The sequence below is a fragment of the Pseudoalteromonas sp. G4 genome (assembly GCF_028875915.1).
GTDB lineage: Bacteria > Pseudomonadota > Gammaproteobacteria > Enterobacterales > Alteromonadaceae > Pseudoalteromonas.
In genome coordinates this window covers 11,423-36,014 of record NZ_JAPEHW010000003.1, presented here as the reverse complement: position 1 = coordinate 36,014, position 24,592 = coordinate 11,423, and the positions used below count along the sequence as shown (strand labels likewise).

Annotated in this window: 22 protein-coding genes; 12 read left to right on the top strand and 10 right to left on the bottom strand. The window is 40.3% G+C overall.

Annotated features, from left to right (window positions below):
- Positions 1 to 46 precede the first annotated feature (46 nt).
- On the top strand, positions 47 to 895 hold the full coding sequence (locus ON073_RS02160) for a LytTR family DNA-binding domain-containing protein (protein WP_274760213.1): 849 nt from the start codon (positions 47 to 49) through the stop codon (positions 893 to 895).
- Positions 896 to 900: 5 nt separating this feature from the next.
- Here ON073_RS02160 and ON073_RS02155 read toward each other — a convergent pair whose 3' ends face one another.
- The 5 genes from ON073_RS02155 to ON073_RS02135 form a co-directional block, all read right to left on the bottom strand.
- The gene (locus tag ON073_RS02155; RefSeq protein ID WP_274760212.1) at positions 901 to 2,166 is read right to left on the bottom strand and encodes a sensor histidine kinase; all 1,266 of its coding nucleotides are present in this window, start codon (positions 2,164 to 2,166) and stop codon (positions 901 to 903) included.
- Complete coding sequence (locus ON073_RS02150; protein WP_274760211.1) at positions 2,166 to 3,491, bottom strand: sigma-54-dependent transcriptional regulator; 1,326 nt, start codon at positions 3,489 to 3,491, stop codon at positions 2,166 to 2,168. Before ON073_RS02150 ends, ON073_RS02155 begins: the two co-directional genes overlap by 1 nt.
- Before the next feature lie 87 nt (positions 3,492 to 3,578).
- On the bottom strand, positions 3,579 to 6,011 hold the full coding sequence (locus ON073_RS02145; RefSeq protein WP_274760210.1) for an ABC transporter permease: 2,433 nt from the start codon (positions 6,009 to 6,011) through the stop codon (positions 3,579 to 3,581).
- Complete coding sequence (locus tag ON073_RS02140) at positions 6,008 to 6,748, bottom strand: ABC transporter ATP-binding protein (RefSeq protein WP_274760209.1); 741 nt, start codon at positions 6,746 to 6,748, stop codon at positions 6,008 to 6,010. Before ON073_RS02140 ends, ON073_RS02145 begins: the two co-directional genes overlap by 4 nt.
- 10 nt (positions 6,749 to 6,758) lie before the next feature.
- Positions 6,759 to 8,015, bottom strand: coding sequence for an efflux RND transporter periplasmic adaptor subunit (locus ON073_RS02135; RefSeq protein ID WP_274760208.1), 1,257 nt, complete (start codon positions 8,013 to 8,015; stop codon positions 6,759 to 6,761).
- Between the two features lie 283 nt (positions 8,016 to 8,298).
- On the opposite strand from ON073_RS02135, the gene ON073_RS02130 reads away from it, so the two are divergent.
- Entirely contained in the window at positions 8,299 to 8,859 is a 561-nt protein-coding gene (locus ON073_RS02130; RefSeq protein WP_274760207.1) for a cold shock domain-containing protein, read from the top strand.
- A gap of 86 nt (positions 8,860 to 8,945) precedes the next feature.
- Here ON073_RS02130 and ON073_RS02125 read toward each other — a convergent pair whose 3' ends face one another.
- On the bottom strand, positions 8,946 to 9,938 hold the full coding sequence (locus ON073_RS02125; RefSeq protein WP_274760206.1) for a YncE family protein: 993 nt from the start codon (positions 9,936 to 9,938) through the stop codon (positions 8,946 to 8,948).
- A gap of 241 nt (positions 9,939 to 10,179) precedes the next feature.
- Between ON073_RS02125 and ON073_RS02120 the strand changes: the two genes are divergently transcribed.
- Together ON073_RS02120 and ON073_RS02115 are read left to right on the top strand one after the other, a co-directional pair.
- Positions 10,180 to 10,497, top strand: a complete 318-nt coding sequence (locus ON073_RS02120) for a hypothetical protein (protein ID WP_274760205.1) — start codon at positions 10,180 to 10,182, stop codon at positions 10,495 to 10,497.
- A gap of 216 nt (positions 10,498 to 10,713) precedes the next feature.
- The gene (locus ON073_RS02115; RefSeq protein WP_274760204.1) at positions 10,714 to 12,132 is read left to right on the top strand and encodes an FG-GAP repeat domain-containing protein; all 1,419 of its coding nucleotides are present in this window, start codon (positions 10,714 to 10,716) and stop codon (positions 12,130 to 12,132) included.
- Positions 12,133 to 12,214: 82 nt separating this feature from the next.
- On the opposite strand, the gene ON073_RS02110 is transcribed toward ON073_RS02115, so the two are convergent.
- On the bottom strand, positions 12,215 to 12,631 hold the full coding sequence (locus tag ON073_RS02110; protein WP_274760203.1) for a hypothetical protein: 417 nt from the start codon (positions 12,629 to 12,631) through the stop codon (positions 12,215 to 12,217).
- A gap of 214 nt (positions 12,632 to 12,845) precedes the next feature.
- Here ON073_RS02110 and ON073_RS02105 point away from each other — a divergent pair, with 214 nt between their 5' ends.
- From ON073_RS02105 to ON073_RS02085, 5 genes are all read left to right on the top strand, one after another.
- Entirely contained in the window at positions 12,846 to 13,028 is a 183-nt protein-coding gene (locus ON073_RS02105; protein ID WP_274760202.1) for an alternative ribosome-rescue factor A, read from the top strand.
- A 195-nt stretch (positions 13,029 to 13,223) separates the two neighbouring features.
- Entirely contained in the window at positions 13,224 to 15,125 is a 1,902-nt protein-coding gene (locus ON073_RS02100; protein WP_274760201.1) for a S9 family peptidase, read from the top strand.
- A gap of 160 nt (positions 15,126 to 15,285) precedes the next feature.
- The gene (locus tag ON073_RS02095; protein WP_274760200.1) at positions 15,286 to 16,161 is read left to right on the top strand and encodes an AraC family transcriptional regulator; all 876 of its coding nucleotides are present in this window, start codon (positions 15,286 to 15,288) and stop codon (positions 16,159 to 16,161) included.
- 96 nt (positions 16,162 to 16,257) lie between these two features.
- Positions 16,258 to 17,289, top strand: coding sequence for an alpha/beta hydrolase family protein (locus ON073_RS02090; RefSeq protein ID WP_274760199.1), 1,032 nt, complete (start codon positions 16,258 to 16,260; stop codon positions 17,287 to 17,289).
- A 198-nt stretch (positions 17,290 to 17,487) separates the two neighbouring features.
- Complete coding sequence (locus ON073_RS02085; protein WP_274760198.1) at positions 17,488 to 18,456, top strand: hypothetical protein; 969 nt, start codon at positions 17,488 to 17,490, stop codon at positions 18,454 to 18,456.
- A 32-nt stretch (positions 18,457 to 18,488) separates the two neighbouring features.
- On the opposite strand, the gene ON073_RS02080 is transcribed toward ON073_RS02085, so the two are convergent.
- Positions 18,489 to 18,911 carry a hypothetical protein gene (locus ON073_RS02080; RefSeq protein WP_274760197.1) on the bottom strand — a complete coding sequence of 141 codons (423 nt, stop codon included), beginning with the start codon at positions 18,909 to 18,911 and terminating at the stop codon, positions 18,489 to 18,491.
- A gap of 72 nt (positions 18,912 to 18,983) precedes the next feature.
- Complete coding sequence (locus ON073_RS02075; RefSeq protein WP_274760196.1) at positions 18,984 to 19,340, bottom strand: MerR family transcriptional regulator; 357 nt, start codon at positions 19,338 to 19,340, stop codon at positions 18,984 to 18,986.
- A gap of 146 nt (positions 19,341 to 19,486) precedes the next feature.
- Between ON073_RS02075 and ON073_RS02070 the strand changes: the two genes are divergently transcribed.
- Positions 19,487 to 21,121: a phosphoethanolamine transferase gene (locus ON073_RS02070; RefSeq protein WP_274760195.1), complete on the top strand. Its 1,635-nt coding sequence runs from the start codon at positions 19,487 to 19,489 to the stop codon at positions 21,119 to 21,121.
- 42 nt (positions 21,122 to 21,163) lie between these two features.
- Here the strand turns inward: ON073_RS02070 and ON073_RS02065 are convergent, their stop codons facing one another.
- Entirely contained in the window at positions 21,164 to 22,222 is a 1,059-nt protein-coding gene (locus ON073_RS02065; protein WP_274760194.1) for a serine hydrolase domain-containing protein, read from the bottom strand.
- 263 nt (positions 22,223 to 22,485) lie between these two features.
- On the opposite strand from ON073_RS02065, the gene ON073_RS02060 reads away from it, so the two are divergent.
- Together ON073_RS02060 and ON073_RS02055 are read left to right on the top strand one after the other, a co-directional pair.
- The gene (locus tag ON073_RS02060) at positions 22,486 to 23,154 is read left to right on the top strand and encodes a thermostable hemolysin (protein ID WP_274760193.1); all 669 of its coding nucleotides are present in this window, start codon (positions 22,486 to 22,488) and stop codon (positions 23,152 to 23,154) included.
- On the top strand, positions 23,148 to 24,569 hold the full coding sequence (locus tag ON073_RS02055; protein ID WP_274760192.1) for an AMP-binding protein: 1,422 nt from the start codon (positions 23,148 to 23,150) through the stop codon (positions 24,567 to 24,569). Before ON073_RS02060 ends, ON073_RS02055 begins: the two co-directional genes overlap by 7 nt.
- The last annotated feature ends 23 nt before the right edge of the window (positions 24,570 to 24,592 follow it).

Here is a 24,592-nt window from a genome sequence, read left to right as displayed (position 1 = left end):
TGCAGCTGAAAACTTCGTAAAATAAGTCAAAAGTAATGGTGTTCAATTGGCGAATCGTGAAATAAATCAACAAAATCAGTATTTAACAGAGTTTTGGCAAGTGAGGGATATACTCACTGATGCGCTGGTTGTGGCGATTTTTGTAATGTTTTTAACCTTTCTAAGACCGTTTGGCATGCATCAAGTTGATATGGTGTACGCAGGGACTTTTTGGACGGTGATTTGTTTTACGGGCTACGCGGTTTATTCGCCAACCATGTTCTTTTTGTCACGATGGCTTATTCGAGTGTTACCCGAACCAATTAATAATTCAGCAATGCACTTAGTGATTTCGACACTTGCTGCGAGCTTTTTAATGGGGTTATTAGCGCCGTTTATTATTGCCCAGTTTTTTGACTCGTTTGACAATTATTGGCAATCACTGCCGTTGTCGTTTTTAGCGAGTTTATTTATTGGCGGTATTATTGCGGGGGTAAGTTCAATCAAATCGCTGATGTTGCAGCAACATCAACAGCTAAAAGAAAGTGCTGAAGAACTGGCCCTTGAATCTGAAAAAGTCGATACCATTCAAAACCAGTCAATCGAATCTTTGATTAATGAGCTACCGATTGCCAAACGCGGCAAGTTAATTTGTTTGCAAATGGACGACCATTACTTAAATGTAAAAACAGATAAAGGCGAACACCTGTTATTAATGCGTTTTAAAGATGCACTTAGCAAGCTGGAGCATTATGACGGTTTTCAAACACATCGCTCTTGGTGGGTTGCCAAAGACGCGGTGGTAGATACCAAAAAAGACGGGCGCAAGCTTATTCTTGTTTTGCAAAACGGCACCGAAGTGCCAGTGTCGCAGACCTTTTTAGCCAATACAAAAGCGGTGTTAGATCTAAAATAACACCATTAATTTTGGAATTTTATAAGCGCAATCGCACCTGGTTTTTTAGTTTTGTTCGTAAGTGTTAACTCACCGTGTTGGTTTCGTATTAACTCGCGGCTTAATACTAAGCCAATGCCAGAGCCCTCAGGCTTGGTTGAATAAAACGGCACAAATAAGTTGTCGTTTAAATCAACACCAATTCCATTATCTTCAATGGCAATCTGCCAATTATCGGTTTGACTAATCCGAATAGTCACACCAGAGGCGTTCGCAGTTAAATTTGCCTCATTGGCATTTTTAACAAGGTTGAGTAGCGCCTGTTCGAGCTGTTCAATATCACAAGTTATACTGCCATTTTGTTCAATGATGATATCAACATCTGGGAATAGCGCCTCGCAGCGTTTGGCTATTTCATCTGTGGTAACGCTGGCAAGTTTTGCGCTTGGGATTTGAGACAGTTTGGAGTAGCTTGCAACAAACTCCAACAAGTGTTCAGCGCGTTTTTCAATTACGTTAAGCATGGTGGTTTGCAAGTCTGACTGTGTTAGCTTTGGCAATTCTTGCAGTGATTGCGCCATCGAATAAATTGGCGTAAGTGAGTTGCGCACTTCGTGATTAAGTACCCTTACTAGCTTTTGCCATGCTTCTTTTTCGTTATGTCTTAAAGATTGTTCAATCGAAACAAATACCAATAAACGATAATGACGATTACCGCGCTTGAGTGCATGGGCAACGACTTTGTGGCGTTGATTATTTTGTTCAAGTTGCCATTTGTCAGCATCAACGCTCAGCCCTAAACTTGTTAAATCATTACCCAGTAAATTAGTTTTGTGATAGTAGTTAGATGCCGCTTGGTTATGGTGATAAACCTGCGATTGGCTATCAATCACAATAATGGGGAGTTCAAGTTCGTTAATAAAGTCAAAAATAAAGCTTTCGTTTTGTGCGTATTCATGGCGTTTATTTTGAATGCGCTTGGCAATGGTGTGTAAATCGCGTTTTAGCCCAGCAACACGACCTGCTGAGTATTTAGCAAGGTGCCATACAGTAAACTCTTCATTCGCTAAGCCATCTAGCTGCACAGCAACACTGTCGAGGGTACTAAAAAATCGGCGATAAAGTGCCGTAAATACAACAACACTTGGGGCGAGTAGGGCAATAATCAGGGTTGTGCCTTCAAGAAAATCGAGCTTAAAGTGCACAATTAAAAAAATTAACAACCCTAACAAAATCAAACAAGGTAGCGTAAAAAGTGCAATGACCGTACGTTCTAACGAGTGCTTTTGCATTAGTTGCTCTCTTTAACGCTAATATTGAATTTTTCGATGCGGCGATAAATAGCTGATTTACTTAACCCTAAAAATTCACCTGCCGCAATAACATTACCATCGAAATGTCTAATCGCGTTGGTGATCATCAGCTTTTCAGCTTGCTCTAGGTTCATCAGTGGCACACTTTCATGTTGTGTGCTGAGTTCGAGTTGCAAATGTGTTGCATCAATACTGTCGCCATCGGTCATGATCACCGCGCGCTCTAATACGTGTGATAACTCGCGTACATTGCCCGGCCAACTGTGAGCTTTGAGTTTTTCTAATGCGGTATTTGTAAGTAGTAAAGGCTCAAACCCATAGCGCTTACAGTGTTTTTCGATAAAGTGATTGGCGAGTAAGGCAATTTCATCTTGGCGTTCGCGAAGCGGCGGAATTGTGAGAACTAAAGTATTAAGCCTAAACAATAAATCGCGTCTAAATTCGCCATTGCTAATGGCTTTTTCAAGGTCGGCATTGGTTGCCGAAATAATGCGTGCATTGCTGGTTTGCGTTTTTGAGCTGCCGAGTATTTCAAATTCACCGGTCTCTAAAACGCGCAGCATTTTGGCTTGCAATGGCATTGGCAAAGTGCCAATTTCATCTAAAAATAAGGTGCTATCGTTTGCAAGAGAAAAGCGTCCTTCGCGGTTTTCTTTCGCATCGGTAAATGCGCCTTTTTTATGACCAAATAATTCGCTTTCAAATAAATTATCCGGAATTGCAGCCATATTGACACTCACCATATCGTGGTTTGCCCGTGGGCTATTATCGTGAATGTACTGTGCAAGTAGGCTCTTACCTGAGCCATTTTCGCCAGTGATCAGCACATTTGCATCAGTTTTTGCGATGCGGCTTGCAGCTTTAACGAGCGTTTTAGACTGCTCGCCTAATGCTAAAAAACCGCTGCTAAGTTGGCTGTCGCTGGTATTTTCTAGCGTTAATTGGTTTTCGATGGATTCGAGTAATTTGGCGTTTTTCCATGGCTTTTCAACAAAGTCGGATGCGCCAAGTTGCATGGCTTTAACCGCTAAGTCCACTTTTGCCCATGCGGTGATAACGATCACGGGAATTGTCAGTTCTTGGCGTTTCAGCTCTTTTAAAAAACTGAGCCCTTCTTCACCAGAGGTGGTGTCTTTGGTGAAGTTCATATCAAGCAAGATTAAATCGATTTGTTGATTTTTTAAAAGGGCTAAGCCGACACTCGGGTGGTCTGCCTCAGTGCACGTGTAACCATGGCTTTCAAGTACAATGCGCGCCGATAAACGCACATCTATATGATCATCAATAATCAGTATTTTTTTCATAGGTCGATTGTTTATAAATATAAAATCTTAACCCGCTAAGGTTTTTGATAACGGGTTAAGACGAGAGATAGATATACCTAACTCGGGTTAATTATCTCTAAGTGCTGCCATTGGTTTTGCATTTATTAGTTTGCTCATTGGGAATAATGTGGCAAACAAGGCAAAAATCACAATGCTTATGGCAGTTATACTGAGCCATAGCCAATTGAGAAGCAACCAATTTGCTAATTGTGTTTTAAACAACATATACCCACCTACCATCACCACTAATGCGGCAATAAAGGCAAACGCTAAAGGCAGTAAGGTGTCTGACAACAGTTGCTGATACAAGCGCTTGCGCTTTGCACCGAGTGCCATGCGCATACCGTATTCGTAGCGGCGCAGACCTAGGTTATAGCTAAGTACACCGTAAATACCAATGCCTGCAAGTACTAAGGTAAAGAGTGCCAACACAATGCTTAAGCTCAATGTGATTCGTTCCATATGAACCATTTTGGCGTATTCATCTTCCAGAAAATCGAACTTCCAAAGACCAATGCGGCTATCAACTGTACGCGCTGCCTGTAACAGCTGCTCTCGGTTTAAGGTTTTTCCTTGCTCCATTTGAATGATTAAGCCAAATGCATACGGCTGCGCAGCCCACCAAAAGTGTCGGCCTTGGTGTAAATCAAAAAACTTAGGATGATTAAAGTTTTCAGTAATACCGACCACTTCAACGGGGTTTTCAGGATCAAAACTTAAGAACTTTTCGCCAACTAAACTGCCACCAGGTTTGAGCATATCGTTAACGGCTTTTGAAACTAAAAACTCGTGTTTTTCACCGCGAATAGCGGCTTCGCTAAAGGTGCGCCCTTCAATAATTTTAAGACCGGTAATATCAAAGTAATCGCGGCCTACCCAGGCTTGTGGAATAAAGACTGTTTCTTTACCTGACATATCTTTTACTGTGCTTGAGCGAAGTCCGTCGTTTACAGGGCTGTCGCCGTGGCCAACCTTAACAACACCCTCAATGTTTGCCACTGCAGCACGGATTTTTTCTAAGTCATTGTATTTTTGTTCGAGAGTACGTTCTCTATCGTTGATAAAAAGCATGGTGCTATAGCGATTATCTACTTCACTGCCAAGCGGTCGTAACAGCGTTTCTAAGGTTTTGTTTAATGCCATAGTGGCGCCAATCACAAGTGCTGTCGCTAAAAACAGTTGCAGCGCAATTAACAGTTTTACAGTACTGCCTTTAATTTGGCTTACGCCGCCTTTACCTGAGCTTTGAATTTGCGTTCTAAGCTGGCCAAAGTTGATTAATCGGCTGGTAATAAAAGCAAATAACCAAGCAAATACCACACAGCAAATTACGGCAGAAGAGACTACGGTAAGATCGAGATTAATGGCGCTAACAAGTGGTAAATGACCTTCACTTAAAAACTTAAAGAGTTTGATACCCCACGCCGCAAAAAACAAACCAGAAAGTGCCGATACCACCATCAACAGGCTTGATTCCACTAAAATGCTGGTGAAAATAACGCTGCGTTTTGCCCCTAAAACTGCTTGCAGTGCGAGTTGTTTATGTTTTACAACGGCGCGAGAAATAAACAAGTTACTAACATTTAATAGTGCAATTAGCACTAGGCTTACTACGCCCACTAACATAAAAATTGCTAACGTATCGTTTCCGTTAAGCTCTTTTTCGCGAAACGGTGTAACGATAGGCACAATGTCGTCTACTTCATCAAAAACCGCTTTCCAATCACTTTTAATTTCTAAGATACGTGCATGCAAGTAAGCTTTGGTAGATTCTGGCGTTTCACCTGCTTTAAGCGTACCGATAAGTTTTAGGCTACCAAATAAGTTCCACCACGGGCTTGGGCGATCGTCATTATAAAAGCGTGAATCACCGCTAAAGTGAAACCATAAATCACTTTTACTGCGGTTAAACATAAATGGGTTTGCGTAGTCTTTAGCTACTACACCAACAATTTTATATTGGCCATGAACGAGTTCGATCGTTTTCCCGATTGCACTTTTGCTGCCATCAAAATAGGTTTGCCAAATTGAATAGCTGATCAGTACTTCGGTACTTTTATCATCAAGGCGTTTTTGTGGTGATAAATGTTGACCAGCAGCAAGTTGCATATTGGTAATGTCGTAATAGTCGTTGCTGGCAAAGGTCATATTTAACTTAGGCTGACCCGGCAAGTTCATAATTACGTCTTCGCCAATGTTAATTGCAGCGACTTTGTCAAAATTGTCGTGGTTGTTATACCAGTGAATAATCGACTGGAAGCTTTGAAAGCCTGGGCTATTTTTATCGGAATAAACGTTGTCTTGTTCCACCACTACAAGGCGTGCTTCGTCATCGACATTAAGTGGTTTAATAAAGTAGCTGCTAAATAAGCTCATCACTACAAAAAAGCAGGCAAGCGTGAGCGAAAGAGTGAGCACAATGGCGCTGGTAAACCCTGGCGCTTGCAGCAGCGAACTGCTGGCATGTTTTATTTGTTTGGTTAGGCGTTGGACACTCATGCATGCGCCTCCAATTGGGTTGTTACATCAACCGCAGATACGCTTTCTTTGCCAGAATTGAGCACTTTACCATCGAGCAGTTTTACTTGTTTTTTAGCGTAGCCGGCGTAGCGCGGGTCGTGGGTTACCATGCAAATGGTAGTACCTTGTTCGTTTAGTTCGGCAAGTAATGCCATTACCGCATCACCATTTTTCGAATCGAGGTTACCCGTTGGTTCATCCACTAATAAAATGCTTGGGCTGCCAGCTAGGGCGCGGGCTATAGCGACACGTTGTTGTTGACCACCTGATAACTGATTTGGTTTATGTTTTGCACGATGATCAATCTCCACTTGTTTAAGTGCGGTATTCACGCGGGCATCTATGTCAGCTTTGCTTAAAGCGGGTTCGCGATACAACAGCGGCAGCGCTACATTGTCGTAAACACTAAGCTCATCAATTAAGTTAAACGATTGGAAAATAAAGCCAATATGCAAATTGCGCAGCTCTGCAAGGGTATCCATATTAAGGCTGCTGGTATCAACACCTTCAATTTTATAGCTGCCGCTGGTGACATCATCAAGCAACCCCATCACGCTTAATAAGGTTGATTTACCGCAGCCTGATGGGCCGCTAATGGCAATGTAATCACCTTTGTGAATTTGTAAGTTGATATCGCTTAATGCGTGAGTTTCTACGTCGTCGCTAAAGTAAATTTTTGACACATTGGTCAGTTCAATTACCGGTGTATTGTCCATGATTGCTTCCTTAATTATTTGTAATCGTTATTGTTTGCAAGTGTTTAAAATCAGAGCTGTCTGAAATTACAAGGGTGTCACCGGCATTTGCACCTGAATTGATAACAATGTTATCGCCGGCTAGTTTACCAAACTCAACTTGGGTTTTAACCAATTGATTGTCGGCTGGGTTTAAAATGAAAATATGGTTTTGTGTATCGCCACTTACAAAGCTTGGGCGACGCACATAAAGGGCGTGATTAAGCTCGTCGGTGATAATATCACCTTCAATGGTGAGCTGTGGGCGGGCATTGCTTGGTAAGGTGCCTGTAAGCTCAAGCTCTACCGTAATGCGACCATCGCTAACGATTGGGTTAATACGATTAACCACCGCTGAAACTGTACCTGCGAAGGTGTTTACCGTTGCTTTTTGACCGACTTCAATGCGGCTTGCTTCGCGCTCTGGCACATTTAAATCAGCAAGTAGCTGATGCTCACTGCCGACTACTGCAAGTGGTGCGCCCATTTGCACTGATTGACCTTGTTCTACATTGACCGCTTGTAACATGCCATTGATGCCCGCGGTGACATTGAGTTTATCGACATCTAATTGTGCTGCATTAAAGCTAAGCTCAAATTCGCGCATTAATTCGCGCTCAACTTGTAATCGTTGGTTGTGTAAATCACTCGCTTGGCTGAGCTGTTGTTTGGCAAGAGAAACACGTTTACTCAGCTGTGATACTGCTAATTGCGAGCGTTTGTAATCTAGGGTAGAAACAATGCCTTGCTCAATGAGTTTTTGCTCTGCTTTAGCGCGTAAATTGGCGTTGGCGAGTTCGCTTTCAAGCAAAGTTAGGTTTGCTTCAAGGTTTAGTTTTTCACTTTTTTGGCTAAGCTTTAGTGCTTCAAAATTAGCTTTTTGACGAGCGAGCGTTAAACGAGCACGGTTTAGTTGTTGCTCAAGTGTAGGATTTGAAAGGCGTAAAATCACCGTATCTTTTTCAACTCGGCTGCCCGGTAGGTGAAATACTTGTTCTACTTGTGCTTGGTAACGGGCGGTAATAAAGCGGCTGTATTTAGAGCGCAGTTGGCCAAACCCCGACACCGTTAACTTAAGTGGTCCACTACTTACGTCTGCAAGCAGTAACTCATTACGGTTTATGCTGGCATCCCCATCACTAAAGGAAGATGCAAACCCCACTACTAAACTGAGCGATAAAATAATCGCAAGCGGCATTGGCCAACGTTTCTTTTTATTATTACTTGCAAGGCTTTGTTTAATATCCATCTGACTAACTTCATAACTTTTGATAGTTTAGCTATAGCGAACGCTGTGCCATAAATTAAAGTTAATAAAATCATTTGCTTACTGTCTTTGATTAAAGTTGGGTTTTCCCTTGAACGGGAATGGGAATTAAAAGTGGGAAAGTTTAGGGGAAAGGTCATAAATTAATAGATGTGATTGCTACTTTGTAAATACTATTTAATTTAAACTCTTAATTTTCAATTGTTTAAATTCATATAAGTGACTATCATAACCGTGTTTTTACTTTTAATAAGGATGTTGCTAAATGCGGGGTAACCTTGTTGTATGGAAAATAGATAAAGGTTTTGGTTTTATTGAGAGCGAGGGTAATCAAGTTAAGCGCACCTTTATACATATTTCAAGCCTTAAACACATGTCCAGAGAGCCTAAAGTTGGTGATTTCATTCATTTCGATATTGAAAAACAGAATGATGGTAAGAGCAGAGCAGTAAATTGTCGCATTGAAGGAGTCGCTGCAAAAAAAGTTGATTTCTCCCGTAAAATGAAAAGTGGCAGGAAGCCATCTTCGCTTTTGAGCGTGTTAATAAGTATTGTACTGTTAACCGTTATTTTAACTTCTTTATATGATAGGTTTAGTGCGCAAAGCACAGTGGTGGAGAAAGATAGTTATTTTCAAAAACCAAATTTAGTTGAACCTTTTGAGGCTAAAAGAGAGCCTAGCCGATTCAAATGTGATGGGCGTCAATATTGTAGCCAGATGAATTCACGAGCTGAAGCCGTTGTTTTTTTTATAAGAAATTGCCCAAACACAAAAATGGATGGTGATAGGGACGGAAACCCTTGTGAAAATGACAGCCGTTTTTAATTACTCTGAACTGCAAAATTGAGTTCTTTCTGCTTCTAAAACTTTATAAAAGGCTAGCAACTTCGTTAGTCTTTTTTTATCAAAAATTACTCCAAAACAATCGGTGAATAACCAATACCATCAGGGCCGTTGCCTGTGGGTAGTTCAAATAAGGTCTTACCGCTTGGAATATCTATCGCGAGTAGTTTGTTTTTGCTGTAAGCCGATAAAAACAAAGTGCGATCATTAGGGTGAAAAGCAACGCCTTTTGGCCCGATATCATCGAATGTGATTTGGTGTAGCTGTGTTTTATTTACAGCATCAAAAATGGTTAAGGTATTGTTTTTGTAATCGGGGATAACGGCGTATTTTTCATCTTTTGTGAGTAAAATACGGTAAGGGAATTTAAAGCCCCGCCATTGCTTAATTACCTTCTCGGTTGATAGATCAAAAACAGTAACTAAGCCATCTTTATTGCTACCGACCCAAAGCTCAGTGCCCGATTTATTAATGGTGATAGCTTCGGGCGTCTCAGGTGTGGCAATTGTCCTTAATAATTTGCCCGTGTTTTTATCCATTTCAGAAACAGTATCGTCATGCATATTGGGCGTGTAAACGCGGTTGTTAGCATGTGCGAGTGCGACCATATGCGAGCCTTTTTGAAAAGTGTTTATTGCTTTCTCAATCCTGCCCGAATCGATATCGACAATTACCACCGAGTTTGAGCCTTCTGCGGATACTGCAACCTTATTTGTACCTTTTAAATATAAAATGCCGTGGGGATAGGGATGTTTGGCAAGGCTGATGGTGTTAGTCGCTTTTGCGGTTTTAATATCGAATACGGTTAAACTGTTACCGCCATTGTAGTTAGTGACAACGGCTGTGGTTGCATTGTTATTTATTGCAACTTCATGAGGGCCTTTTCCGGTACTTTGAGTAGCTTTGATTTTTCGACTTTGTAAGTCGATAAAATTCACCGTGTCTGCTTTTTTATTTACTACCACTAACGTACCTGAAAGCGTGTCATCGTTTGCCATTAGGCTAAAACTTATTACATTAAGTGTGATGAGTATGGCTTTTAAATAATAAGATAACGTCATTGCCTACCTTTGTGATTCCTGCTCAGTTAGAAGTTAGACTAAATAATAAACACCTTAATAGCAAAATAACGTTTTTAAGCTTTAAAGTGTGTATTGTGTATGCTTTATGTTATGTACCCAGTGCCGTATTTAATAAAGCTGTAATAATGAATTTTTAGCTTTTAGTAGAGAGGTAAATTGCTTATCAATTCAGTTTGTTATAAGTTTCGCTGTGTTGTTTTAAAAAATAGATAAACTTGAAATGGACTTTTCAAAAATTGAAGTACTTGCCATTGGAATTGTGCTAATTCCTTTTTTAATCGATTTCTTTCCAAAATTACGTGATGGCTTGATTAAACATAATCTAGGAAAAACCCGAAACCGAATTCATATTGTGCTTTCAGCTATCATGGTCTCAAACTATTCATTTAGCGAAAACATAAAAGATAATATTGCTCTTATTTGTGGTTTAACTTTGTTTTTTGGAATATATGCCACCGGAATTGCGTTTATGTCGAAAGATCAAGCCAACAAGCGAGACCAAGCCATAAAAGACAGTACTGAGATGAGTAAAGATTAAGTCTCTATAAATCCGCTTTTAAACTATCGTGATAAGTTGATAAGCTTTGGTATTCCTGACTATTAATAAACTTTAGTCTGCTCCTAAGTGTGAATAAAAACCGTTCTTTTGTGCTTTTATCCCTTAAATCCGCCTTTTATCATTTAAAAAGGCGTGAAATGTTTAAACGTATTAGATTGCATAGAATTGATATGAATAAGCATGAAGATGATAAAAATGAAAAAGTTACTTCCTTTAGCCTTTTTAAGTAGTGCTGTATGTGCCAGCGAGCCTTTTAATTTAGGCGAGTTTGCTAATGGCAAGCTTGAATTTAGTTCTGCAAATACGGTATTTGTTGCAGGTAATGAAAAAAAGACGACGCTGCATAAAATTAATTTAACAGATAACCAAGTTACGCAGCTGCAATTGCCTGAAAATTCAATTGTTTATTCAACGGGATATTTGGCAGCAGAACAAAGCCCTCAGGCGTTTGTGTTAACAGAGCAAGGCATTTTTCATGTAACTGAGAAAGTGCCAAACCTAATTGTTACAGCATCTTCAGTATTCACTCAAAACTCAGTGGAACAATTTGAATCATTTCCGTTTACCCTTGATGTAAACAACGATGGTCTTACTGACTTTTATTTAACCGGTATTGAAAACCAATCTCTTTACATTCAGCAAAACGATGGGCGCTTCTTGCTTACAAGTCTGCCGTTAAAGGCTGAAACCACGGCAAAATTTAATAGTGGTCACTTAACCATAAGTAACCGACTACCGAAGTTGCCGGTATTGCTTGATCTAAATAATGATTCGATACGTGATCTGGTGTTTTTTGATAAAACTGCAATTACGTTTTTCCCCGTAACAATCGATGGCGTAAGCACCAGCGTGAAAAGGTTTACTTCGTTTGATGTATTGCACAACGAAAGTAAGCAGCAACTTACTAAATTTGAAGATTTAAATGGTGATGGTTTTGCGGATATTTATACTAAAGAGAGCCTAGCAGATAATGCGCAAGGTGAAGTCGACTTTGACACAAAATTTATCCACCGTATTTATTTTGCAAAACCTGCAAACAATGAGCAATTGTTTACGACTAGCCCCGATATTAAATTAACGCTAGAAGGGGCAAGTGCTATCTCAAATATCAGTGATTTTAATGGCGATGGCGTTGCCGATTTAGCCTTAACCTCTATTGATATTGGCTTTACCGATATTCTTTCAATGGCGAGCGCTGCGATGAATAACGAAGAGTTTGAACTTGATACTGAAGTGGCGATTTATAAGGGAACTGGCAGCAATAAATTTGCCAAAAAAGCATCTGCGAGCAAAGATTTTGATATTGCTATAAAACTAAATGAATCAAACAGTGAAAGTGGCAAAGGCGTATTTTTAAAAGACTTTAACGGTGATGGCCAAACAGACTTAATGGTTAAAACAGATAACGATGAGTTAAGTATTTATCTTGGTGATAAAAAACGCGTACTGAGTCGAAAAGCGGTTTACATTGAACGCCCGCTACCCAAGTCAATTCAGAATATATACAGCACCGATTTTAACCAAGATGGCAAAGAAGATATCGTGCTAAAAATGAAAGATAAACAAGGCAACTACCGCATAGAAGTGCAAGAAGTTAAATCTGCTAAGTTGTAATGTGTTGTGTAGAAATAAATATTGTTCGCTTTTTCATTATTTTGTTAAGTGAGCTTTGCGAAAATAAATTCGCTTACAAGCATTAACCGCAATTAAATACTAAATGCAATTGATACGGGTCACCGAGGGCATCACCGGCAATATCGCCACCAATACTAAGAGCTGCACCCGCATCATCTACATGGCTTCGGCCAAAAATCCACATAGCAGTTCCTGCAGCTTCAACGGCATCAGCGATATTGCGTTTAGTTAAATAGTCTTGTTCACTCATATTGCCAATGTAATCAACTTTTTCAGAAACCACATAAGGCTTCGACTTTGACTCTTTACAGTACGATTTTGCTTGCTTAAATGCCTGTTTTGAAACTTCTGTTTTTGTTTCGCCGTACAAGTCAACGTAATGGTTGCCGTCACTGCTTGGGCGCACGTTTTGGTGGTGAGCACATGCGGTTAGTAATAGCGCTGCTGCTAGGGTTGTAGTCTTGGTTAAAAACGTCATATTGAGCCTATAAATAAAGTAACTATAGGTGTAATTATTACCGATGATTATTGCGAAAAATGTAAGTAAGTGTTGGGTATTTGTTGGCAAGTTAAAACACTTTTTAACCGCAATAAAAATATTTAAAAAAAGTAATGTAAACACTTGTGCTTTACATATTTTTCGCTAGTATTGCGGCGAATTAATTGACTCATTTTCAATCAAGAGGACAGCGATGAGTAAAACTAAAAAAATGCATCACGATCATGGCCGTGGTGAGATAAAAGACAACGCAATTAAAGCGTTAGTCACAAGCGTGTTATTTAAAAGCAAAGTTGAAAAGGCGAAAAAAGGTAAGGGTAGCTACCAGCGTAACAACAAACATAAAGGACGAGAGCCTTACCTTAAGGCAGCCTAAGCTTTAAGATAAGGTTTTTTCTTTGTTGTTATTATTTTATGCGCTAAAAGTCTGAAAATTAGTCATATAACTTTAAGTACACACGTTTAAGCGGGTTTTATACCCGCTTTTTGTTTTTTTTAATCGCATAGCACTTTTCAAATATGGGGATAATTCTGTAGTCTTAGCAAGTCTATTCTTTAAAGGAGCTTCGCGATGTTGCGAACTATTTTATCTGTAAGCTTGGGGGTTGCTCTAAGCGCGGGTGCATACGCCAATGAGGTAATGACACCAGAAAAACTTTGGCAATTAAAGCGTGTAAGCGCACTTGGCTTAAACAAAGAAAAAACCCACGTTATTTATAAAGTAACAACACCAAGCGTTGAGAAAAATGATTTCAGCAGCAAGGTGTACCAAGTATCGCTTAAAGGCGGTGAATCACAACTGCTAGAGGCCTACCAAGGCGTGGTGATTGATAAAAGTATCTCACCAGATGGCAGCAAAAAGCTCTTCCACGAAAAAGTGAAACTAGAAGATATTTTAGCGACGGACCGCCATAAAGAACTTGGCAAAGCAAATGCCTATGTATTTGATGACTTAAACTACCGTCATTGGGATACTTGGAAAGACGGCAACTTTAAGCACGTATTTTATCAAGACTTAAAAACCGAAGAAAAAGTCGACATCATGCAGGGCATGCCATTTGAAAGCCCAACCGCACCGTTTGGTGGCACGTCTGATTACACTTGGGGTCCAAAAGGTGAAAACATTTACTACGTGAGCAAAAAGTTAACGGGTACTGAATATGTGCAAAGCACCAATACCGATATTTATCGTTACAACCTAGCAAGCAAAAAAACCACTAACCTGACCGAGAAAAACCTAGGTTACGATAAGTACCCAGCGTTTTCACCAAAAGGCCACTTAGCATGGTTACAAATGGACGAAGCGGGTAATGAAGCCGATAAACAAGACATAATTGTACGTGTTAACGACCGCGACTATAACTTAACTGCGCATTGGGATGGCACCGTAAATAGCTTCAAATGGAGTGTTGATGGTAAAACCATTTATTTTGTAGCACCAGTGGGTGGTACTGTGCAGTTATTCCAAGTGTCGGTAAACACCAAAACCAAAGCACAGCCTAAAATCAAACAGCTTACCAACGGCCAATATGATGTAAACGGCATTGTAGCGGTATTAAAAGATAAGATTGTTGTTACACGTAACAGCATGAACGCTGCGCGTGAAATTTACCGTTTTGATCTTGGTAGCAAAAAGCTTACTGCACTTACCAAAGAAAACGATGCGTTTTACGCTGAGCTTGATTTACCAAATGTTGAAAAGCGCATGGTAAAAACAACTGACGGTAAAGACATGGTTACTTGGGTAATTTACCCACCTAACTTTGATAAGAGCAAAAAGTACCCAACGCTACTTTATTTACAAGGTGGTCCACAGTCTGCGCTTTCTCAGTTCTACTCATTCCGCTGGAACTTCCAAGTAATGGCATCACAGGGTTACATTGTGGTAGCACCTAACCGTCGTGGTATGCCAGGTCACGGTGAGCAATGGAACAAAGATATCAGCAATGATTGGGGCGGTCAGGTAATGGAAGATTACCTTGCAGCAATTGATGATGTAGCAAAAGAGTCATACGTAGATAACTCACGTATTGGTGCTGTGGGTGCAAGTTACGGTGGTTACTCTGCGTTTTATTTAGCAGGCAACCACGAAGGTCGTTTTAAAACCTTTATCGCACACTGTGGTATTTTCGATTTACGCAGCATGTACGGCACAACCGAAGAGCTGTTTTTTGTAAATAACGAACTAGGAGGCGCATATTGGCAAGACAATGCAGCAACGAAAAAAGCATATGGTCAGTTCAATCCAATTAACCATATTGAAAAGTGGGATGCGCCAATGTTTGTGATCCACGGTGCAAAAGATTACCGCGTACCGCTTGAGCAAGGTATTGCGGCGTTCCAAGCAGCTAAATTACGTGGTTTAAAGAGCCGCTTTATGCTATTTCCTGAAGAAAATCACTGGGTACTTACGCCGCAAAACGGCATTGTATGGCAGCGTGAATTCTTTAAGTGGTTAGAAGAAACACTGTAAGTTAATTTGCCTTACTCAATTTTGAGCTAGGCAAACTTACAAAAAAGGCCTTATTGAAAAACAGCAATAAGGCCTTTTTTATACCTTTAAAAATTCACTCGACTCACTGATTAACATTCGCTATCTTGCTAATATCATTATAAAAAAATTCTATTAATGTATGGCAAGCAGTCCCACGCAGTTTAATGCCGCGATTATCAGCAAGGTGGCACAATATATTTATGATCACAGTGATGAAGCAATCAATGTTGAAGCGCTTGCCGATTATGCTGGTTTTTCAAAATATCATTTCAATCGCATGTTTTTTGCCGCAACGGGGTTTCAGCTCGGCGAGTTTATAAAAAGGCAAAAGCTTGAAAAAGCGATGTTTTTATTAAAAAGCGGGAACGAGAACATATTAGAAGTCGCAATGCGTGTTGGTTATGATTCGCCATCATCCTTTACCCGTGCGTTTAAAAACAATTTTGCTTGCACCCCAACTGATATTCTAAATGGTAAATCATCGCTAAATGTACGCGCTGGCACTTTACCGCCAAAAAAATTAGCTGAAGCGTTTAAACTTGAACCAAAATGGCGCGAATTACCACAAACCACCGTGCTTGGTTTTTACGGTGTTGGCTTTAATGATCAATCGTTTTCAAAGGTGGCAGGGCAGCTGTATAAACGCTTGAGCGAACTTGCCGCACTGCTTGATTTTAGTGAGCTTCAACCTATTGGTGTAGCGATTGATAACCCTTGGGTAGGCGAGCAAACGCAAAGCCAATTTTTTGCAGGGTTTTTAAAAGGGTTAGCTCAACAGCAGCAATTAGAGCATTACACGCTGCAAGGTGGGCGCTACGCTTGTTTTAGCCATCAAGGGCCGCACAATACAATGTGGCAAACCATATCTCAGGTATATGCTCATTGGGTGTTGCCTAATCAAATACGATTGAAAGATCAGCATATTGTGCAGCGTTATTTAAACAACCCAGCAGATACAGATGCTGAAAAACTCATTACTGAGCTTTATTTTGCGGTGGAAAGCGATGCTATTTAAAGTGAGATTACACTCACAAATCGCACTTTCTGCACAGACACACGACTACCTCATTGGTTAAAGTAAAATCATCTTAGCTTAATGGAATAACCTTAAATGAAGCCAATCCGATTTTTGTTACTTGTTATCGTGTTAATTTTCACAAATAACGCAATGAGCGCACAAGGCAATGATGCAGTCGCCCAAAATACTTTGCAATCGAACGATCTCGATTTTTTTAATAAGCAAACTAATCAGCCTGTAAAGGTGAAGCTGTGGTACTTGTCAGGCGATGCTAACTGTGGCGCAACAGTGTGTTTAGTTGAATCGCAAAATAAACGAAAAATTGCGTTAATTTCGCACGGTGCATTTGGCTCACCCATTGAAATGAACTGGTTAGGTTATGCCTTGGCATCACAAGGCTGGCTGGTGGTAGGCGTTGCGCACTATGGCGAATCTTGGGTGTACGGCAAAGAAACAATTGACCCAAGTGTACTTGCACGTTTTTGGCAGCGCCCACAAGAAGTTAGCTTTGCCCTTGAGCAATTAACCAATAAAGGGTTGTTTAATCTAAATATCGATACAAATAATGTATTGATGTTAGGTCACTCCGCCGGAGGCTTTACGGCATTGGCGCTTGCGGGTGCAAAGTTAGAAGCCGGAAAGTCAGAGCGTTATTGCGCTTTAGCTGAGGCTAAAAACGATAAAAGCTGTGCTTATAACAAGCAAAAAGCAACGCCATACACAAACGATAAAATAAGCAAAATCAGTGAAGTGCAATCACAAATGCTGGATAAGCGCATTAAAGCCGTAATTTCACTTGATCCTGCCCTTGGCCACGCCGTAAATGAAAGCAGTTTAATGGATGTTAAAGTGCCGACCTTGGTGATTGGCTCAGTTGAAAATGATTTTTTGCCGTTCAAGCAACATGCACAATATTATGCTGAGCATATTAAAAATGCCGAGCTAGTTGGTATTAAACAAGGTGCAGGGCACTTTATTTACATTAACCAGTGCGAACATAACTTTAAGGCGCAAGGTGTGTTGTTATGTAAAGACCGTGAAGGCGTTGACCGTAAAGCGCTTCAACAACAAGTGCTTGGTCATGTGTTTTCATTTATTAATCGACATGGCTTAAATCAATTATAAGCAAACTTTAGAGCCTTGTTTAAACATTAAACAAGGGCTGCCATTTTTATTTAAACAGCCAATACGCAAGTACTTCTTTGTTAAAAGCTGTCTTAAAATGTAGCGACATACTACAGTTGCTCACAAAGCTAAACGTTATCTTACAGGCCTAAATGCTAATCTTGCCGGCGAATTTTATTAAGCATAACGGAACGCATTATGAAGCTATTTTTACCCTCAATGATTGCCGCAGCCATTTTATTATCTGGTTGTGGCAGCTCTTCATCTTCAAACTCTGTAGATACCAAAGTAACCGAAGTACATGCAATTAAACCTGCTGATGTTGCGGCCTATGTGGCTGACTACAAAGAACTCGCTGCAAAACTTGCTGTGCAAATTGATGGTAAAAGTTCTGCGCTTGAGATGCTCGATTTCGATATGGAAGAAGGTGTAATTTACATTCGCTATGATGATGGCATTATTGTGCTCGGTTTTGATTTTGAGAACGAAAAACCGAAAAATGAACTTGCAGTGGTAAGACACAACGACAATGAAAATGCACTGGTTGGCGAAGGGATTGAGCTGCTGGAAAAAGACGCAGAATTTACACTTTCTGGGGTTATTGTTGATCAAAAAACCACGGGGCAGTATGGCTTTGAAATGGTGATAAACGACAGTTTGTTCTCGGGTGGTAATAGTCAGCTGGTGGTTGAAAATAATTCCGCTTTTCTTTCAGGCACACTTGGCACCAAAACCTATATTCAATTTAAAGAATTATTACTCGATCACCCGAGTGTTAATCGCATTGTGTTTAGCAGTGTTGATGGTTCAGTGAATGATGATATTAACATGCACACCGGTAGATTAATTCGCCAAGCTCAATACACTACAGTGATGAACAGCGATGGCGAAGCCTATTCGGGCGGTGTTGACTTATATGCGGCAGGCGTTACTAAAGAGTATCAACCTGGTGGAAAACTCGGCGTACATGCATGGTGCTGTGAAGGTAATAAAGACGCTGGCGAGCTTGGCAAGAACCATTCTGCTCATGGTGCACAGTTAACCTATTTTAGGGAAATACTAGGTAAAGAGCTTGGTCCGGAGTTTTACTTTTTCACGATAAATGCGGCCCCTGCAGACGATATTCATTTAATGACGCCAGCGGAAATTGATAAATACTTTTTCTAACTAACCTCAAGTTTAATTAATAAATGTGTTGATTAAGCAATACTCGGTGATCGAACGTGATGTTTTTTTAATTGGTAATAACCCACATTTTGCACGACTGCAAAAAATAGCTCTGGAATTAAAAACAGCAAAATAAGCGGGCTTGCGCCAAGGGTCATTGCATAAATATAAAACACACTGAAAAGTACTCTCGCAAAACCATCATATAAGCCAAGCAATGGACTGGTATGTTTTATTCTAAGCAGCGACCACACAATCACAACTGAACCCAGTAAATGGGCAAACAGTAAATGCTGTATTTGAAAAGCGGGAAACTCCCCCGGCAAGCCAAGTGTTTGGTGCAAACTGGCAAACAAACTGATTACCCAGCCGGCAACACCAGGAATGGCAAACGGTGTCGTGATAATTAAATCATAGTAGGCGCTTCGTGCTACCCATTTATTGTAGTTTTGCATTGTGTTTGTGCTCCTTATTAAACATCGAGCACAAGTGTACGCTTTGCCCTATAGGGCAAAGTCAAAGGTTAATTAAGCGCAGTTAGAATTTTCGAGTAAGAGATTAAAGCTTTTTATCTCGTTGAGTTGTTGTTGGCACTTGGCGATTTGTATTTTTAGCTGCGTTTCACGCTCGCTTAGCGCGGTTAATAATACGTGTTTGGGCAAACCATAATTAATATTCGCGCCTTGGCATAATTGTTTTATTTGATTAAGTGAAAAACCTAGGGATTGCGCCAAGCGAATTTGCTTTACGGTTTCAATGTAGCGTTCGTCATACACACGATAACGGCCTTGGCGCTTTGCTTCTGGTAATAACCCTATTGCTTCATAATGACGAATGGTTTTGGTGGTAGTGCCAACCCGTTTGCTAAATTCTCCAATAAACATGCTATCCCTTTTATTACAGCTTCTATGAGAGTATTAAGGCATATTTATACGCTGATTTAAATGTATAAAAAAATAACTTAAGTTTTTCTTAAGCTAGCAGGATTACTCTCAAACGCGTTGTGTTATTAATGTATTGAGTTGATTAAATGATGCGTAGTGCGTTTTTCTTTGAACAGCGATTAAATTCGCATTTTTCATTTGGCAAACTAAATGGACTCTTTGCCAGCAAAAGTTTTGTTAGATTTGCGGTAGTGCTGTGGTTAACCTTTGCTTGTAATAATGTATTTTTCCAGCAACTTGATTCATCTGTGTTCATACCTTCGGTATTTTTATTACTGTTAATTAACAGCTTAATAGTTTTACTTTTAAGCCCTGGCTACATGTTTAAACCAATGTTAATTTTATTGATTTTCGCAAGTGTCAGCGCTAATTACTTTTCGCACCATTTTGGCACTATGATTGATGCCCATATGCTTCAAAATATGTTTGAAACCAATGTATCTGAAGCGAACGATCTGATTACTTGGCCGTTTGTTCGTCACTTGCTGTTATTTGCCATTTTGCCAAGTCTGCTTGTTTTACTTAATAAGCCTCGTTTACAGCCAATTCTCAAGCGAACACTTCAATACAGCGCGGCATTAACCAGTATTTTGATACTGCTTGGCGGATTTGCACTTTTGCAGTATCAATCTTTGTCGGGATATTTCCGCATGCATAAAGAGTTACGGTATTACGCGGCTCCATTAAATGTGGTGTCTGCGACAAAACGCTATGTAAAAGACCGACTTCCTAAAGGCGATGAAGCGTTTGTTACTATTGCAAGTGATGTCGAATTTAATGCGTTTTCTAAAAAACCGACGGTATTTATTGTGGTACTAGGTGAAACGGTGCGTGCCGATCATTTAGCGTTAAATGGTTATAGCCGTAATACCAATCCAAAGTTAAGCGCTTTGCCTATTGTTAATTTTAGTCAGATGACAAGTTGCGGAACTGCAACGGCCCACTCAGTGCCATGTATGTTTTCTTGGATGAATAAACAAAATTATGACGAATTTGCGGCAAAACACAGTGAAAACGTAATCGACATTGTTGCTCGTGCTGGCTTTGATGTGATGTGGCGCGAAAATGACGGCGGCTGCAAAGATGTATGTAATCGGGTCAAGACATTCGATGTAGCTAAAAGCGAGCAATGTGAGGATGGCTGCCCTGACAAATTACTTTTTTCATCGCTTAACGAACTTGATGTTAAGCCACAAAACACTCTTATTGTGCTGCATCAACAAGGCAGCCATGGACCTGCGTATTTTCGCCGAAGTGAAAAAGCAAATAAGCAGTTTTTACCTGAGTGCAAAGACGAGACATTTGCAAACTGCACACCACAAGAAATCATTAATGCCTACGACAATAGTTTGCTTGAAACAGATTCATTATTAGCTGATTTGATTAACAAATTAAGTTCTCTTAACAATGTTAATGCAGGGCTGTTATATGTTTCGGATCACGGTGAATCACTAGGTGAAAATGGTGTATTTTTGCATGGTTTACCTTATGCGTTTGCGCCAAAAGCACAAACTGAGGTACCGATGCTGGTGTGGCTTTCAGAGTCTTATCAGCAAGAGGCTAAATTTGATTATAACTGCCTTTCAAATGAGGCTACCAAACCCTCATCTCATGATGCGTTGTTTGGTAGTTTACTTGGATTACTGTCGATAAACATACAAACAGAAAAGCCGCTGATTGATTTAGTTTCAAAGTGTCGTAGCCAACATGTGATGGGGTAAATTGGCAGGTTGCGCCGCACCTTTACAATGCGGCGAAAAAGCTTAGTCTTTATCCACTAAACTCATAATATTATTAGCTAAGTTTCCTGATGGGAACTCTTCTTCATTGGCAAGCACGGCAACAAAGTAACCACTCTGCTCAGAACGCAAAATATAGCTCACAAAGCCATCAATACCGCCACCATGTTGATAGAACTTTTCATTGTGACGGTTAGTACTTACATTCCAGCCAAGGGCATAACCATTTAACCCTACAGTGTACATTTTTTGCGTTGATTCTTCTGAAATGAGAGCGCGGTTGGTAACACCTTGATGCCATTTATATAAATCCTCCACTGTTGATGCTAATGCGCCTGCAGCATAAGGCGCCGTCATTGAAATACCGCCAACAGGCTTATTGTTGCTGTAGCCTTGTGCAAATTTATCGTAGCCAATTTTGTCTTTGCCATAACTGCTGTTACTCATGTCGAGTTTTTGAAAAATTTCTTGCTCAATAAACGCTGCATACGACTGACCACTTACTTGTTCAATTATATAACCTGCAATCACGTAGTTTGAGTTGGAGTATTTAAACTTGCTACCCGGTGTAAATTCGAGCGGTGTATCTTTAAATTTTTCAATTAATTGAAGCGGTGTTAGCGAGGTGTTTTTGTAAGATGAGAAATTCCCCATCTCGGTATAGTTTTTAATGCCGCTGGTCATATTGAGCAGATGTGTCAGTGTAATCTTCTCACCATCTGGATAATCATTTAGGTACATGGCAACAGTATCAGTGAGCGCTAGCTGGCCACGCTCTTCTAAAATTAACATGGCCATTGCGGTGAATTGTTTTGTAACTGAGCCAATACGAAAAACCGTATCGAAACTGTTTTCAATTTTGTTTGAGCGCTCGGCATAATCGTAGCCACGGCTCAGCAAAACTTGTCCATCTTTAGCTACTAACACTGCGCCAGAAAAGTCTTGGCTTGCAACGTATTCAGCGATAGTTTGCCCATCATTTGGTTTCGAGACTTCGATTTCTTTATCGCTTGAACAGGCAACAAGGGTAAGCGACACAACAGTAAATATTAGAGTTTTAAAAAGCGGTTTGGTGGTTAACATCCTAGTTTACTCAATTTGTAATAATTGCATTTAGCGTATCAATGCATGCTTTTAACTACTTTGGGTAAATTGTTTGAAAATGTTGTGAACCTTTAACATTTTGACATGTTAATAAACTAATTTTGCTAGCTTTTAATTTAAGCACTCGTTTTTAAAGGTAAAATTTGGATTTCTTGATTGCTAATTTTAAACCAAACATTTCTTAAGTTTCATTTAAGGTTTCTTTCATAAAGTTACTCTATCGCAAGATGGAGAGCAGTTTTATGTTAAAGCCTAAAGATAATTTCCTCAGTTTTACAGCGTCGTTATTACCTCGCTTTGAGTTAGCGCCACTGGCGCAAGCGTCGCATATTGCACGTTTTATTGAACAAGGCTATGCAGACCGCTACCAAGCAGAAATTAGTGTTTCCATGCCACTGCTACTGCAATTACGTTTTGCTGGAAAAACAGCTGCAATCGGTATTCGCCGCGCGACAGAGCCGCTGTTTTTAGAACATTACCTAGATGCACCAATTGAGTCTTATGCAACAGCACATATTGGTGAAATCAATCGTGAGCAAATCGTGGAATACGGCAGCTTATTTAGTAATGGTCGTAATTTATCAACACCACTTTTCATGCTTTCAACCTTGGCGTTAGTGCATCAGAACGTAAAAGCATTGGCTTTTTGCGCAACGCACAAGGTTGCGAGCATTCTTGAACGCTATGGTTTAAAGCTAATTAAACTGGTAAAAGCGGAGGCAAAACGTCTGCCAAATCAAGGAGATAACTGGGGGAGCTACTACCGTACAAACCCACATGTGTATTTACTGTCGTTAGATCAGCTAAATCAGGTTATCCGTAACCGCACTAAATATTTGCAGCTTTACCGTTTTTTATCGCCTGCAATTGGCCGTTTAGCAAACAAGTTTGAGGCGCGTTTCTCATGTTAAATGTTCTTAAAAACCATAATCAAAGCAACATTGCAGTGATAACCGATGAGCAATCATTTGATTATTTAACACTCAATGAAAAAATCACAATGGTGTGTGATTTTTTGCAAATGGAAGGGGTAGAGCGCATCGCACTTTGTGCTGCAAATTCGCTTGATTGGCTAGTGGTGGATTTGGCGGCAATGAGCAGCAATTTACTGATTGTGCCAGTACCTGATTTTTTTAGTGAAGAGCAAAAGCAGCATGTTATTTACAGCTGCAAAGTGAGCCATGTAATTTCTGAAAAGCCAACAGCAGATAGCAAACCACTATTAGGAACTGGTCTATTTATCAATGAAGTCGGTTATCACGGTGATGTTGCGATCCCTGAAGGCACGCAAAAAGTTACTTTTACCTCAGGCTCAACGGGCACTCCTAAAGGCGTGTGTTTAAGCCGCGATAATCAATTAACCGTTGCCAAAAGCTTAATTGATGTAATTGGGCTAAGTAATCCAAAGCACTTGAGTTTACTGCCATTTAGCACCTTGTTAGAGAACATAGCTGGGATTTATGCGCCACTGCTGTGTGGTGGTACGGTCAAAATCATCAGTGATAGTAAGCGTGGTTTTTCAGGCAGTCGCTTGGTGGATATGCAAGCATTGCTAGCCACAATAGCGCAAAGCGATGCGCATACGCTTAATTTAGTCCCTGAGTTATTGAAGGTGTTAGTTGTTGCCTGCAAACAAGGTTGGCAACCGCCACAAAGCCTTAAATTTGTCGCGGTTGGCGGTGGCAAAGTAGATAAAGCCTTAATTACCGCAGCGCGTGAATGTGGTTTACCAGTATGCCAAGGTTACGGGCTTTCAGAAGCAAGTTCTGTGGTTGCATTAAATACCCTTGAAGATAACAGCGATAGTAGCGTGGGTAAGTTATTACCACACGTAACTGGCGCCATTGAAAATGGTGAGTTGGTACTAAAAGGAAATGTTTTTTTAGGCTACTTAGGTGAGCCAAACAGCTGGTATCAAAACACTGTTCACACCGGTGACCTTGCGGAATTTAGAGGCGATAAACTCTATTTAAATGGGCGCGCTAAAAATCTAATTATCAATAGTTTGGGGCGTAATATTTCGCCAGAGTGGCCTGAGTCGTTACTGGATGCTACAGGGCTTTTTTCACAAGCCGTAGTAATTGGTGACGGTCTATCACAACTCGTTGCACTTTTAATGCCATTGCAAGGGGTTGCGAATGAGCAGATTGCAGCAAGCCTTGCACACATCAACCAAGCATTACCTGATTACGCCAAACTAAATCACTTTATATTACTTGATGCCCCACTTAGCTATGAGCAAGGCATGCTGACTGAAAATGGCCGTTTTAAACGCCCAGCCATTAACCAAACATTTTTACGACAAGCATCATTGCTTGTTGCTTAAAGCAATTTTAGAAGGAATTGACC

Coding starts and splice junctions, on each gene's coding strand:
- ON073_RS02115 (WP_274760204.1), top strand. CDS start 10,714: ATGAAAAAGTTACTTCCTTTAGCCTTTTTAAGTAGTGCTGTATGTGCC.
- ON073_RS02100 (WP_274760201.1), top strand. CDS start 13,224: ATGTTGCGAACTATTTTATCTGTAAGCTTGGGGGTTGCTCTAAGCGCG.
- ON073_RS02140 (WP_274760209.1), bottom strand. CDS start 6,748: ATGGACAATACACCGGTAATTGAACTGACCAATGTGTCAAAAATTTAC.
- ON073_RS02150 (WP_274760211.1), bottom strand. CDS start 3,491: ATGAAAAAAATACTGATTATTGATGATCATATAGATGTGCGTTTATCG.
- ON073_RS02155 (WP_274760212.1), bottom strand. CDS start 2,166: ATGCAAAAGCACTCGTTAGAACGTACGGTCATTGCACTTTTTACGCTA.
- ON073_RS02135 (WP_274760208.1), bottom strand. CDS start 8,015: ATGGATATTAAACAAAGCCTTGCAAGTAATAATAAAAAGAAACGTTGG.
- ON073_RS02055 (WP_274760192.1), top strand. CDS start 23,148: ATGTTAAATGTTCTTAAAAACCATAATCAAAGCAACATTGCAGTGATA.
- ON073_RS02130 (WP_274760207.1), top strand. CDS start 8,299: ATGCGGGGTAACCTTGTTGTATGGAAAATAGATAAAGGTTTTGGTTTT.
- ON073_RS02070 (WP_274760195.1), top strand. CDS start 19,487: ATGATGCGTAGTGCGTTTTTCTTTGAACAGCGATTAAATTCGCATTTT.
- ON073_RS02075 (WP_274760196.1), bottom strand. CDS start 19,340: ATGTTTATTGGAGAATTTAGCAAACGGGTTGGCACTACCACCAAAACC.
- ON073_RS02110 (WP_274760203.1), bottom strand. CDS start 12,631: ATGACGTTTTTAACCAAGACTACAACCCTAGCAGCAGCGCTATTACTA.
- ON073_RS02145 (WP_274760210.1), bottom strand. CDS start 6,011: ATGAGTGTCCAACGCCTAACCAAACAAATAAAACATGCCAGCAGTTCG.
- ON073_RS02105 (WP_274760202.1), top strand. CDS start 12,846: ATGAGTAAAACTAAAAAAATGCATCACGATCATGGCCGTGGTGAGATA.
- ON073_RS02120 (WP_274760205.1), top strand. CDS start 10,180: ATGGACTTTTCAAAAATTGAAGTACTTGCCATTGGAATTGTGCTAATT.
- ON073_RS02090 (WP_274760199.1), top strand. CDS start 16,258: ATGAAGCCAATCCGATTTTTGTTACTTGTTATCGTGTTAATTTTCACA.
- ON073_RS02095 (WP_274760200.1), top strand. CDS start 15,286: ATGGCAAGCAGTCCCACGCAGTTTAATGCCGCGATTATCAGCAAGGTG.
- ON073_RS02060 (WP_274760193.1), top strand. CDS start 22,486: ATGTTAAAGCCTAAAGATAATTTCCTCAGTTTTACAGCGTCGTTATTA.
- ON073_RS02125 (WP_274760206.1), bottom strand. CDS start 9,938: ATGACGTTATCTTATTATTTAAAAGCCATACTCATCACACTTAATGTA.
- ON073_RS02080 (WP_274760197.1), bottom strand. CDS start 18,911: ATGCAAAACTACAATAAATGGGTAGCACGAAGCGCCTACTATGATTTA.
- ON073_RS02065 (WP_274760194.1), bottom strand. CDS start 22,222: ATGTTAACCACCAAACCGCTTTTTAAAACTCTAATATTTACTGTTGTG.
- ON073_RS02085 (WP_274760198.1), top strand. CDS start 17,488: ATGAAGCTATTTTTACCCTCAATGATTGCCGCAGCCATTTTATTATCT.